Here is a 13,328-nt window from a genome sequence, read left to right as displayed (position 1 = left end):
TAAATAAATTACTGATTCAAATAATCCCCCAGCGCTTTCAGGTAATTATCGTCGATGTCCCCTTCATTATCCGAGAAGAACTTTTTTACCTTATCCGCATCCGTGGGAAATGCGGCTTTAATCGCCTTGCTTTTCAATTCAACCTTTTGCGGCTGCCCGCCTGCCTTTACAATATAATAAACCGCCTCATCTTTATACTCGTCATAGTTATTACCGCTCGATGTGATACCATTGGTAGTAAAACTCGCTTTTATAAACGTTGTGCCAAGGTCTTTGTAAATCTTATATTTTTTGCCCGACGACAAAACCTGCACATATTTTTTAGGGTTGATACTCTCTACACTTTCAAAAACATAGGGCTGCGCGTTTTCATCAAACAGGGTAAAGCCCTTTATCTCTTCTTTTACAACGATCATCGCCGTTTTTTTGGTACGGGTGAATATTAAATTTCCGGCCACTTTGTCGTAATTAAACAGGTACACATCGCTTTGTTTGATGGAATCCTTAGGGGTAATGCCAAAGCCGTGCACCCAATCGCTAAATAAAAACCTGCTGCCGTGCAAACCTTCCTGCCCGGTCCCAATCCTGTTGACAGATACGTTATGATCAACTATGTTATCATCCATCTTAAAAAAGTTAACGTTGCTTGTTTCGGCAGGCGCATTATTGCTTACCGAATCGCCGGTCATCACAACTTTAATATTTGTTGGGTTTTGGAGGTTAACTTTTACCTCGTTATGAAAATTAGCCGTTATAATCAATTTTGAAGCAGGATCAGCCTGCAAACTGAATGTGCCGTTAGGATCTGAATAAGTTGCGTAGGGGTGCTGGGAATCGCTTACAAAGGCAAAGGGAACCGGTTTACCTTTTGAATCCGTTATTGTGCCATTAACAGCAACTGTTTGGCCAAAACTTAATTTACTAATTGTGATGAGGGCGAAAAAAAATATCTTTTTCATGTATTCAATATAAGGTTTATGTATATGACGGAAAAGTTATATATTTTGATACAGACTATTAAATCCGAATTGTAACATATTCATAACACTTCATTTAATAGTAATCTCCCAGGCAATTATCATGACGATAGCATACCTATTTCTTGTTTAAACTAAGCCGGGAGATGATGCTTTCAAGAGAATCCGGTTTAATAGCCTTTGCTATGATTTTTCCTTTAGGTGACACCAGGAAATTAAAAGGGATGCTATCAAATTTTAAAGTACGCGCGGCTGTACCCTGCCACATTTTTGTATCTATTAACTGGACCCAGTTAAATTTATTTTTGACTATGGTTTTTTTCCATACATCCTCTTGATCATCCAGCGCCACACTTACTACCGCAAGGTTCACATTACTTGTTTCTTGCAGTATTTTGTATTCGGCTTTGGTAAACAATTTACATTGCTGGCACCAGGTCGACCAAAAATCAATCAAATAATACCTCCCATTTAAAGTACTTGTTGAATATGGTATCCCGGTTTCATCAGGTAGTGTTATATAAGGCAGCTTATCGCCAACTAAATATTCTTCCTCAAAAATTTTAGCATTTGCAATAGCGTCCTCCCTAAGTTGTTTGATGAGCCGATAATTGGGAAATCTACTAGATGCTCTTATTATAAACTTTTTATAACCCTCAAAATCCTGATCAAAATCAATTAAACTGTTAATTTCCAAAAAGGCAGCAGGATTAGCAACGGTGTCTGCATAAGCTACATCATTGTTATGCAGCATTTTAACACTCAAATCCCGTGATAATTTTAAAGAATCGACAGCCGCTCCTTTTATATTAAGTTTGCTTAACGAGTCTACCTTTCTGATAAGACGGTTTCTTACACCGATTATTGCAATCCTTCTATCGGCTAACGCAGTTAAGCTTGCAGTAGCCCTTGACCCTTCTATCGAATACTTCTTAAAAAAGTAATTAACATGGATCCTGATCAGTTTTGAATCGTTTATGACTATCATCTGCAAACGCGATCCCGATAGCTTAATTCTATATAACCTTTCATAATCTTTTGGCACGTATAGCACAAGACTATCATGGTTATTTTTTATTGTTGCGGAATCGGCCAAAAAAAGACTATCATCACCAAAAGCAATATTTTCAATTGTGAGCTTTGAACCAATAGGAGCCCTGGTATATATAATAATTTTTGTTTTTCGGGCCTTATTCGATTTACAAGCCGATAACCAGCCTATTATAATCAATAAAACCAATAAGCAAATCTTAAATTTATTCATTGAAGCATGCATTTCTGTACAGACCATTATAAAATAAAAGAGACCGAATACTTTCGGCCTCTTTTATTATCTACGTAAAATAGCTAATTATTTTCTAACTAATTTTATATAAAAATTACGTGACCATCCGGCTTGGTTACCCGCGCCAGAGCCATAGCCATAATGCATGTAAAATGTTTTGCTGGCGGCATTGTAAGTGTTATTGAACGTTGTTTGTACATAAGGAGCCTTGCCAGGAGCTGTACCATCTGAAGTTGGATAGTCGATACCACCAGGGTTGTCCTCTGTAAAGAAACCTGAAGCAGGAGGAGGCGGTGTAGCTGCTCCTGCCGGAACTGCCCAGTTAGTTAGTTTTCCATCAGCAGCAACATCAAAATTGAAGCTGTAGCCAGAACCACCTAAATCGCCAACAGCAGTGTTACTTGTAACACCATTTACAGTTGAAACGGAGACAGTTACACTCTTAAAGTCATGGTTTGCACTTGCAGTTGGGTGAAACTTATAACCAGTTTCGGTATAATCAGCATCATAAGGATTTTTCGCCTGAACGTTGAAAATCACAGTTTTGTAATTACTGATCTTCTGACCTCCGCCGTCTGTAATAGTTAAAGGCAAAGCATAGTTAGTTATTGACGGATCGATAAGGTTTGATTTAACATTGATCACAACATATGCCTGATTTTTATTAGCAGGAATTACCGCTGTAAAAGTACTGCTATAGTAGGCAGGTGGTAATGCTACAAAATCAGTTCCATTGTCTGTATTATACTTCGTTAATGCAGCTGGATCTAAAGATACCTTAACCGTTAAATCAGATGATAAAGTATGAGGTGAAGCTAAATTAACTAATAAATTGATTGGCACAGGTGTAGCCGATATATCAAGGCCGGCAGGCTGAAGTATGCCTCCTTTACTGCCGACACCTGTTGCAGCAGGTAATTCTACCAAAGGCGCAGCACCCGCAAAATCAACGTAATGCTTATCGTCCTTTAAACAAGAGCTAAAACCCGTCATGGTAACCACCGCGGCTAAAGCTAATTTTATATATAATCTCGTTTTCATTTCTTTTCGTTTTAAATGTTATTTAGCCCAAAATATTTTAGAGGTAAATACCGATATAGTACCTTCGCCGGCTACGTTTGCCGCGTTTGTTTGATACTCAACCGAAGGATAAGGGATACGCGTTACCTGATTTGGTGGATTAGCACCAGGATAAACTGAAAGCGGGATATCATTAGGGTAACCCGTACGGCGAAACTCGTTGAATGCCTCAAACGCGCCGTAAATAGCAAGTGCTTTCCATTTTTCGGTAATAATAGCTTGTTCCTGTTGCGCATCGGTGCCGGCAGCCGGATATGGATTGGCAGCGATATAGGTGTTTGCCTGCGCTGTGGTTAAGCCAAGATCAGCATATGATGCAGAGATCCCTGCATTATATAAATTAGCCGCGCTTAAACCGCCGGTTGTAATATAACCGCTTTTAACACCTTCGGCCTGTAAAAATAACCCTTCGGAAGCCGACATGATCACAGCATCCATAGTTGCTGATTTCAATAAGCCGCTACCAACTTTACTTGGGGCTACAGCAGGAGGTTGAGTTACACCCAATGCAGTTGCACTGATTGCTCCGTTAGTGGTGGTGTAAACTGCAAAACCACGAACATCGCTGTTTGATGTAAGCACGGTAGCACCGTAGGTATTAGCCTGGTATTGGTTTTTGTTAGCTTGTGCGCCGCCGTTTTGTGTAGTACCGTAATTTCTCCAAAGCGGGCTTTGCTGACCACCGGTAGCATCGCTGTTCAGATATCCGGGGTTTACGGTAGCCGAGGAAGTAGCGTCAATATAACCGATACTTTGAGTTGCTGCAACGGCCGCTTTAAGGGCGCTTGTTTTACCGGCTACGTTGCTTTGACGCAACGCCAAACGCAATTTAAGGGTATTGGCAAATTTTAACCATTTGGTCATATCTCCTTTGTACATGATATCTTCAGTACCCGGAGCCGCCGGAGGTACGGCAGCTTTTTGAGCAGCTTGAATAGCTGCTATAGCTGCATCCACACGTTTTAACAGGTCATCATATATGGCCGAACCTTTATCATATTTAGGGTTCAGGTTTTTGGTTCCCTGCAAAGCTTCAGTATATGGCACATTGTTATAGTTATCAACCAGCGCCTGGTAATCAAACGCGATCATAATTTCGGCAATAGACTGATAATAAGGATTGGTAGTTGAGGCCTTCATCGCGTTATAGTTTGCAATGTTCAGATACAGTGGTGTCCAATAATCATAACTTGCCGATGTGATCTGATATGAAAGCAAGGCGATGTTAGGTTGGTAGCTTGTACTCCAGCTCAGGTAACCCATCCAGCAGGCATAATTAACGTAAGAGCCGAGTCCACCCGGGCCAACGTTATTAGTGATATCTGCTGTTATTTTTAAAGCACCGGTTAAAGCCAGCTTCGGCGTTGTTGTTACCGGTTGGTTGGGGTTGGTCGACAACTCCAGGTAGTCCTTTTTGCAACTGCTTCCCGCTAACGTAAGCGTTGCAAATATGATAGATAAATACTTTTTCATTGTTACGTTAATTAAAATGTCAGTGTTAAGTTAGCACCATAGATACGGCTTGCCGGCATTTGCTGGGTGCTGTTAACGCCAATATCGCCGTTAGTAGCGCTGTTAGCAAACTCAGGGTCAACCCAGTTATTGGTTTTAGGCCTCCACATAAACAAGTTACGACCAATTATTGCAAAGTTGGCACGTTTGATAAAGCCTGTCTTTTTGATCCATTTTGAAAGATCGAAAGATAAGTTGGCTTCACGCAGTTTCCAGAATGCACCACTGGTTACATAAGTAGAACCTGACTGGTAGAATGCACCGTTATCCCAGAAACCTAAAGCACCGTCCTGAACACTTACAGTGGTGTTTGGCGTATAAACCGGGTTAGCAGCGGTTCCTGTATTGATAACAGAGTTCGGGAAAATAAAACGCTGACGGTCTGAAGATACAGAGAACTGAGATACACCGGCAGCAGTTGCTGATTGCAAGCTTTGGCTAAAGATCACGTTACCTGAACGATACTCTTCTGTAACCGATAAGGTAATGAATTTGTAGCTTACAGTTTGTGTTAAACCTAATACATATTTAGGAGTAGTTTGACCTGCGTTAACCAGGTTAGGGTTAGCTGATGGATAGCCGGTAACCGGGTCAACAATAGCGCGGCCCTGCGGATCGCGATTAACATCGGTTACATATAAAACGCTATATGGCTGGCCTACAACTGCACGGGTGTTTGCAATAGTGTAACCACCTAATGAAAGCTGTTTGGTTTCGCCGAATAACGATAATACTTTTGAATTTTGGATAGCAAAGTTACCGCCTAATGTTACACCAACACCTGTTTGTGTTTTTTGTAATGGGGTTACATCTAACTTAAACTCATAGCCTGTGTTTTGTGTTTCACCTATGTTAAGTACAGTACCGGTATAGCCTGTAGTAGGAGAAACTGAAATTGGCAAAGTTTGATTTTTAGTATGCGTATTGTAATAAGTAACATTCGCGTTAATGCGGCCATCCAGGAAACCTAAATCAGCACCAACCTCAACTTCAGAAGTTAACTCTGGTTTCAGGTTTTTATTGTTCAATACAGTACTTTGGCTTAATGCACCTGTATTACCGTATGGGAAACCAGATGTAGAAGTGAAGGTATTCAATAAGCTGTATGGACCTACGTTTACGTCACCTACACGGCTGTAACCGCCCCTTAATTTACCGTAGCTGATGATCTTGTTATTTTTCAAGGCATCAAAAGCCGATGTAAATACGAATGAGCCTTTTACTGATGGATACCAGATTGAGCGGTTAGCGCCTGACAGCCTTGAATCGTGGTCATTACGTAAAGTACCTTCGATGAAAGCATAGTCTTTCCAACCTAATGATAAGTCACCAAAATAAGCCACCTGCCTGATTTTGAATGTACCCTGTGTAGCGCTTGGAACACCTAACAAATAGCTTACGTTATAAAAATCCTTTACCAATAAGTTGTTGGTTCCGTTCTGAACGTAATCAGCATATTGCTGCCAGATCGAATTACCAAGCAATAAATTTGCTTTTAACTGGTCATTGAAAAATGATTTGTGAAAGTTGGCCAAAAGGTCTTGTTGTAAACGGTTGTACCCTTGCGGACCTGCAAAGTTGTTATTGGTTGGGATGCTGCCATCGCCAAATACTTTTACATTACTTACAGTACCCGGGTTAATTAACGCACCATAGCTTGCGCCAACAGTACTGCCACCGTTTGTAGGATCGCTCAGTGCATAAGGGGTGTAGTCAATTTCTGCGCGCCTGTTTTGCTCCTGGTAAGTGCCGCCGTTGTAGCTTAAGCGATAAGTACCATCAAACCATTTGGTTGGAGTAATAATGCCGTTAAAGCTACCATTAAACACATCCGTACGTTTGGTAATCCTTGAGTTATTGATACTCCAGTATGGGTTAATACCATATGAGTTAAAGTAGGTACTTGGATCAGCAAATGGTTTGGTTGGATCTTTATAGTTTTGTAACGGCACCCAGCTTGGTGTATTGAAGATAGTACTTAAGATATCGCCGTAGTTACCATAAGTATCGGTGTTGCCTTGTGAAAAGCTTGCTGTACCGTCAACTTTAAAGATACCTGCGGTTTTGGTACCAGAAATACGGATCTGGGTTTTGTTGTATTTATCTTTCGGAACGATACCTGTTTGATCTAAACGGAAAGCCGAGAAGTTAAACGAGTTTGCCGCATCACCCGATGAATATGAAATGTTGTTTTGATCGCTGTGACCGGTATTAAAGAAACGACGGGCATAGCTTTGACCTTTAGGTGATTGGTATGGGAATGACTGGATAGTGCCGTCCTCCAGCGGGATACCCAGTTGTTGCATGCTACCATCATAAGCAGGGCCATATGACTGGTTTTCATAAGGAACATTAGTAGTGATAAAACCGGTTACCGCATCCTGGTAAGGAACACCTTCACCGCCATAACCACCAAACTTGTTTTGCAAAGCAGGCATGTAGGCAACTGACTCTAATAAATAAGTGTTTGAATAGCTAATGGTTGGCTGGCCGCTGCCGCTACCGCGTTTGGTAGTAATAACCAACGCACCATTTGATGCCTCAGAACCGTAAAGGGCCGCAGCACCCGCACCGTTCAATACGTTAACACTCTCGATATCATCAGGGTTAATGGTGGAAACCTCGTTTGGAGAAACCGGGGTACCGTTCAATACCACCAGCGCATAGTTATTGCCAATAATGTGACGGTTACCACGTAGGGTAAAACGGGTATCGGGGTTAAGGCCGTTGTTAACGGTACTTACAACCAAACCAGCAACTTTAGCTGTTAAACCGTTGGTAAAGTTGGTAGGGCGGGTTTCGGTAAGTTGCTTGTTTGAAATGTTTGTAGCAGCATAACCAAGCTCTTTTGCCTGGCGCTTAACACCTAATGCACCTGTTACCTGTACCTCACCAAGGCTCCTTGCTGAAGATTCCAACACTACGTTTAAAATACTCCTGCTGCCACTGGGAACTTCCTGCGAAGCCATACCAATAAAAGAGAAAACGAGTGTTGAATTTGCCGGAACGCTGAGAGAGTATTTACCGGCTGCGTTGGTTTGGGTACCTTGTGTAGTCCCTTTGATTTTTACTGTTACTCCCGGAATGGGTAGGCCGTCGTCTTTGGCCGTAACCGTACCAGTAACTGTACGGTTTTGCGCGAATACTTGCGTCATAGACAACACAAGTAAGCACAAACTTACGAGTAGAAGTTTTTTCATTTCGTTAATAATAAGATCAGTTAATAGTTAATTAATCATAAAAGTAATGTTACGTTATCAAAAAGTCAAGTAATTTCTTTCAAAACCTCATTTTTTTTTCAAAAAGCCAAGTTTTAGCTAAAAGAATAATAATTATAGTACTATGTATTGCATAATACAATCTAAAACATATATCTTTGTATTATGATCGTCGAAAACACCCAAACCCAAATGAGGAAAGGCATACTGGAGTATTGCATCCTCTCCATCATAGCTAAGGGCGAAACATATGCATCAGACATAATTGCTGAACTTAAGAAAGCCCAACTGCTTGTAGTTGAGGGTACTCTGTATCCTCTTTTAACCCGTTTAAAAAATAACGGACTGCTCACCTATAACTGGGTGGAGTCAATTTCCGGGCCGCCCCGAAAGTACTATGTGCTCTCGGACGAAGGCCGGGCGGTACTTGAACAATTAGATAAAACCTGGCAGGAACTGGTATTCGCTGTTCAAACAGCTATCGGGGACAGAAAATAGAAAAACCTACAAACTCACTATAATCATGAACAAAACAATTATCATAAATATAAACGGCATGGTTTTTCACATTGAAGAAGATGCCTACGAAGTGCTGAAGAACTATATGACGGATGTAAAGCGTCATTTTTCTACTTCGGCCGATAGCCTGGAGATCACTACCGACATTGAAAACCGCATTGCCGAAATGTTTAACGAGATCCTTGCCCGCGATGCCAAACAAGTTATCGTGGAAACAGATGTAAAGGAAGTTATCGGGCAAATGGGCAGCGTACAGGATTTTGAAACTGCCGAAACCGATGCCAAATCAGGAGGCGGCAGTCCGTTTGAATATAATACTGAACGCCGCAGGCTCTTCCGCGACCCGGATGATCACCTCATCAGTGGTGTATGTGCTGGTATTGCCAATTATTTTGACATTAACCCGGCCTGGGTAAGGCTGGCCTTCGCTATCCTGGTACCTTTTGCCGCCATGGGCCTTATTATATATATTATACTATGGATGGCTGTCCCGAAAGCCATTACCCGCGCCGACCGTATGGCCATGAAGGGTGAAAAGCAGGACTTGAAGGGTTTTAAAAAGAACTTTGAAGAAGAGTTGAGTACCGTACGCGAAAACCTTCAAAACTTTAAACATGAAGCCAAACCGTTCATTTACCAGGTGCGCGACCTGATCAGCGATATTTTTGAACACCTTGCAGCCTTTTTAAGAGGTACCGGCAGTTTGCTTGGCAAACTATTGGCTGCTGCTGTTTTATTGGCCTGCCTTGGCATGACCATAGCGCTCATCGTTTCGCTTGTCGCCTTACTTGCGGCGGGTAATATGGGCATCTATAACCTGTTTCCGTTCAACATAACTAATCACCAGGCCAACGGCATTTTTATGGCAAGCGGCTTTTTAGTACTATCTATACCTTTATTAGCTATTATTTTATCAACGATAGGCTTCCTGTTTAAAAAAGCTTCATTTAACCGCTCAATTGGTACCACCTTGTTATGTATCTGGTTAGCTTCATTAGGTGCGGTTTCATATTATGGCGTAAAAACGGCGGCCGGCTTTCGTGAGGGCGGTAAATTTACCCAAACAGTTAAGCTTAAGCCAACTGCGAATAACACCTATTACCTGCAGCTGAACGATACCAAGTATTTAAGCAATGAGGATAGTACCCGCCTAAAAATAAATGAGCGCTTTAAAGGCATGATCATTTTAGATGATGATTTTAATGGCGATGATATGCCAAACCGCAATGTTACCATCGATATTGAAAAAAGTGATGTGCCACAACCTGTACTTATCGAAACCTTCAGCGCCCGCGGTAGCAATCTTGAGGAGGCCCTGATCAACGCCCGCAGCGCGGCCTATCGCTTTGAACAAAAAGATTCAGTTTTAAATTTTGACCGCCACCTGGAAATGCCTAAAGGCTTTTTATGGCGCGGGCAGGAACTGCACCTTACCTTAAAGGTGCCGCTTAATGCTAAGATCATTATCGATCAAAAACTCGACCGTAACATCAACTTTAATATATATGAGTGCAAAAGCGATGGTGATGGCATTACCACAGCCACCTATATCATGACCGCCAGTGGGCTGGAATGCAAAGTTGACCCGATAAAGGCAGCTAAATTCAAAGCCGATAGCTTAAAGGCGCTCAAACAGGAACAGGATACCTTACCGGCAAGCCCCGCAGATACAGCAAAAGCCCAATAAACCATTTCCCTGTGAAAACACTTTTTAAATATATAAGCCTGCTAATTTTTAGCGGGCTTATTATACCCTTCTACTTCCTACTTCAACCAAGCGGTAACCCGCTTTTAAACAGCAGAGTAACCAACCTCAAATCAAACATTCCCCGCCAAAATGAAATGCCAATTACCTTCCGGATTATTAAGGATATAGCAAAAAATTTAATGCCCGCATTAAAAAGTGAAAATAATCTGTAACCAACACCCCTGTTTTTGCATCTTACTATAAAAAGCAACACAGTTACCATTTCCGGGTGATCCGGCAACATAAATTTAATAATCGTTAAAAAATGGCCTAAGAGCCAGGTGGGATTGTTTTGCTAAATTTAAATCAAAAGCATGAATACTATGAAAACAATCGCCTATATCTCATAATTACTAAAACCTAAAAACCGGAAAAACACGCCGGAAACTAAAGAAAACTTATTTACAAATTTTAAAAAAGGAGCAATCCTTTAACGGCATTGTATTGCCCTTACTTTTAAACCGAACTAAAAATGAAAGCTATCATACACAACATATTTTATACACTGCTGCTTGTTGCTATCAGCTGTAGTGTATCCTTTGCCCAGCAGGCCGCGCCTGCCGCCAAGGTATCCGGGGCCTTACTCAATGAACAGGGCAAACCACTTGATTATGCAACGGTAAGCCTTTTGCGCGCATCTGATTCAACCGTGGTTAAAGGAGCCTTAAGTAACGATGCCGGTGTTTATGTTTTTGACAACATAAAAGCGGGCAACTATATTATTAAAGCCACTGTTGTTGGCTATCAAAAAGCTGTAAGCAAAAGCTTCACCGTGCCTGCAAATACACCGCATGTTACAGCTCCGGCTTTGAACCTGCACACAGGCAGTACTGAATTAAAGGGAGTAACTATTACTGCTACCAAACCGCTCATTGAGCGTAAAATTGACCGTACGGTAATGAACGTTGAAAACAGCGTACTGGCAGCAGGCAACACAGCCATGGAAATTTTAGAACGTGCACCGGGCGTTACTGTTGATAAGGACGATAACATCAGCCTGAAAGGTAAACAGGGTGTAACTGTCATGATCAATGACAAGCTAACCTATCTTACAGCAGCGCAGCTGGCTACTTTACTGCGTTCAACTGATGGCAATACCATTAAATCTATAGAGATCATTACCAACCCATCGGCAAAATATGATGCAGCAGGTAACTCAGGGATCATCAACATCAAATTAAAAAAGAATACACAATCGGGCACAAACGGCAGCCTTACTGTAGGTGGGGCAAAAAGCAAATACTGGCGCGATAACAGCAGCCTAAACCTTAATCACAAACAAGGCAATCTCAATGTATTTACCTCATTAAGCAGGGGTGATAACAAACGCGGCCATGATATTGGCATTGACCGTATCATTACTGATTCGCTTGGCAATAAAACTTATTTCAACCAGAAATCAAGCCTGCCAAGCATCAACCATTACAACAACTATCGTTTAGGTGCCGACTATGACCTAACCCCGAAACATACCATAGGTTTTGTGGTAAGCGGCTATTCAAACAGCGAAAAAGACTTGAATGATAACCGCACAATTATCGGCAAACAATTTGGCGTGCCCGATTCTTCGTTGCACACTACATCAGATATCAGGCAAACCTATAAAAACTTCGCCCTTAACCTTAACGACAGGCTTAAGCTTGATACCAGCGGCCAGGAGCTGAGCATTGATTTGGATTATTCGAAATTCAAGAATAACTCAAATGCTATGTACAATACCGACTACTTTTTGCCTGATGGAAGTATACAGCATGAACCACAAATGCTGCGTAACCAAACCCCGTCAACCATAAGCATATACACCGGTAAAGCCGATTATACCAAACCGCTTACCAAAACCATCAAACTGGAAGCCGGGGTAAAATTCAGCAGCGTTAAAACTGATAATGACCTGCAAGCGCAGATCTTCAGCAACGGTGCTTATATTAATGATACTACACGTACCAACCGGTTTATTTACACCGAAAAAATCAACGCCGGATATTTGAACCTGAACAAACAGTTCAAAAAATTCTCGGTACAATTAGGCTTACGTGCCGAGCAAACCCGGTCTACAGGTAACCTGATTGGCAGTACACCTGTTAAGAGGAGCTATTTAAACCTGTTCCCAAGCGTATTTATTAACCAAACCATTAATGATAAAAACGAGATAAGCTTTTCATACAGCCGCCGTATCGACCGTCCGGGCTATGACGACCTGAACCCTTTTGTTTATTACCTTGACCCTTACACTTATTCGCAAGGTAATGCATTCCTGAACCCGCAATACACTCAAAATTTTGAGCTTAATTATACTTATAATAAAACTATCAATGTAAGCCTTGGTTACAGTCACACAACCGATGCTATTACAGAGCTGATTTTAACAGAAGGCAAGCGTTCATTTGAAACACATCAAAACCTGCAAACACAAACCGGTTACAATGTCAACATCAACACACCATTCACCATTACCAAATGGTGGGAGGGCAATGTTAACGCAACCGCGTTTTACCTAGGCTTTAAGTCGGATACCCTTGCCGGTCAAAAGTTCAATGATGGGCAATGGGCTTTCCAGGGCCGTACAACACAAACATTCAAGTTTTCAGGCTACCGTTTTGAAGTAACCGGCGATTACCAATCGTCATTAACCTACGGTATTTATAAGATCAGGCCACGCTACTCGGTAGATATGGGTGTTAGTAAATCATTCATGGAAAAGAAATTCAACATCAAAGCTTCATGCGATGACATCTTCAACATTCGCCGCAATGATTTGAGCAGCCAGGTGGTGAACAATAACTTTGTTATCAAACAAAAAAATGATACCCGGGTAATGCGCCTTACTTTTACTTATAACTTTGGTAACAGTTCTATCAAAATGCGTCAGCACCGCAGCGGCGCCGATGATGAAAAAGGAAGGGTAAAGGGAGCTAATTAGTTGCCAGTGGGCAGTTTGCAGTTATTACCGGGTAGTTTACAGTTGCCCATTCACCAAAAGAAAAGCGCCG

8 protein-coding genes are annotated in these 13,328 nt (G+C 41.6%); 3 read left to right on the top strand and 5 right to left on the bottom strand.

Annotation, left to right across the window (positions count from 1 at the left end; all coding sequences use genetic code 11):
- Positions 1-8: 8 nt before the first annotated feature.
- From ACP26M_RS23365 to ACP26M_RS23345, 5 genes are all read right to left on the bottom strand, one after another.
- A complete protein-coding gene (locus ACP26M_RS23365) occupies positions 9-959 on the bottom strand; it encodes a carboxypeptidase-like regulatory domain-containing protein (protein ID WP_426583717.1) in 951 nt (316 codons plus the stop codon).
- Between the two features lie 136 nt (positions 960-1,095).
- Positions 1,096-1,965 carry a TlpA family protein disulfide reductase gene (locus ACP26M_RS23360; protein WP_426583715.1) on the bottom strand — a complete coding sequence of 290 codons (870 nt, stop codon included), beginning with the start codon at positions 1,963-1,965 and terminating at the stop codon, positions 1,096-1,098.
- Positions 1,966-2,328: 363 nt separating this feature from the next.
- Positions 2,329-3,303, bottom strand: coding sequence for a DUF1735 domain-containing protein (locus ACP26M_RS23355; RefSeq protein WP_426583713.1), 975 nt, complete (start codon positions 3,301-3,303; stop codon positions 2,329-2,331).
- An 18-nt stretch (positions 3,304-3,321) separates the two neighbouring features.
- On the bottom strand, positions 3,322-4,815 hold the full coding sequence (locus ACP26M_RS23350; protein ID WP_426583711.1) for a SusD/RagB family nutrient-binding outer membrane lipoprotein: 1,494 nt from the start codon (positions 4,813-4,815) through the stop codon (positions 3,322-3,324).
- 11 nt (positions 4,816-4,826) lie between these two features.
- On the bottom strand, positions 4,827-8,009 hold the full coding sequence (locus ACP26M_RS23345; RefSeq protein ID WP_426583709.1) for a SusC/RagA family TonB-linked outer membrane protein: 3,183 nt from the start codon (positions 8,007-8,009) through the stop codon (positions 4,827-4,829).
- A gap of 228 nt (positions 8,010-8,237) precedes the next feature.
- Here ACP26M_RS23345 and ACP26M_RS23340 point away from each other — a divergent pair, with 228 nt between their 5' ends.
- The 3 genes from ACP26M_RS23340 (at position 8,238) to ACP26M_RS23330 (ending at position 13,258) form a co-directional block, all read left to right on the top strand.
- Complete coding sequence (locus ACP26M_RS23340; protein ID WP_090532189.1) at positions 8,238-8,570, top strand: PadR family transcriptional regulator; 333 nt, start codon at positions 8,238-8,240, stop codon at positions 8,568-8,570.
- A gap of 25 nt (positions 8,571-8,595) precedes the next feature.
- Positions 8,596-10,278 carry a PspC domain-containing protein gene (locus tag ACP26M_RS23335; protein ID WP_426583706.1) on the top strand — a complete coding sequence of 561 codons (1,683 nt, stop codon included), beginning with the start codon at positions 8,596-8,598 and terminating at the stop codon, positions 10,276-10,278.
- A 532-nt stretch (positions 10,279-10,810) separates the two neighbouring features.
- A complete protein-coding gene (locus tag ACP26M_RS23330; RefSeq protein WP_426583704.1) occupies positions 10,811-13,258 on the top strand; it encodes a TonB-dependent receptor domain-containing protein in 2,448 nt (815 codons plus the stop codon).
- The last annotated feature ends 70 nt before the right edge of the window (positions 13,259-13,328 follow it).

Source organism: Mucilaginibacter sp. R-33, from assembly GCF_049949235.1.
Taxonomy (GTDB): Bacteria; Bacteroidota; Bacteroidia; order Sphingobacteriales; family Sphingobacteriaceae; genus Mucilaginibacter.
Note: the sequence above shows the minus strand (reverse complement) of the source record. Positions and strands in the feature narration are given on the sequence as shown.

Excerpts from the sequence above, each read along its gene's own strand:
- ACP26M_RS23340 (WP_090532189.1), top strand. The coding sequence starts at position 8,238 with ATGATCGTCGAAAACACCCAAACCCAAATGAGGAAAGGCATACTGGAG.
- ACP26M_RS23360 (WP_426583715.1), bottom strand. The coding sequence starts at position 1,965 with ATGATAGTCATAAACGATTCAAAACTGATCAGGATCCATGTTAATTAC.
- ACP26M_RS23355 (WP_426583713.1), bottom strand. The coding sequence starts at position 3,303 with ATGAAAACGAGATTATATATAAAATTAGCTTTAGCCGCGGTGGTTACC.
- ACP26M_RS23335 (WP_426583706.1), top strand. The coding sequence starts at position 8,596 with ATGAACAAAACAATTATCATAAATATAAACGGCATGGTTTTTCACATT.
- ACP26M_RS23365 (WP_426583717.1), bottom strand. The coding sequence starts at position 959 with ATGAAAAAGATATTTTTTTTCGCCCTCATCACAATTAGTAAATTAAGT.
- ACP26M_RS23350 (WP_426583711.1), bottom strand. The coding sequence starts at position 4,815 with ATGAAAAAGTATTTATCTATCATATTTGCAACGCTTACGTTAGCGGGA.
- ACP26M_RS23345 (WP_426583709.1), bottom strand. The coding sequence starts at position 8,009 with ATGACGCAAGTATTCGCGCAAAACCGTACAGTTACTGGTACGGTTACG.
- ACP26M_RS23330 (WP_426583704.1), top strand. The coding sequence starts at position 10,811 with ATGAAAGCTATCATACACAACATATTTTATACACTGCTGCTTGTTGCT.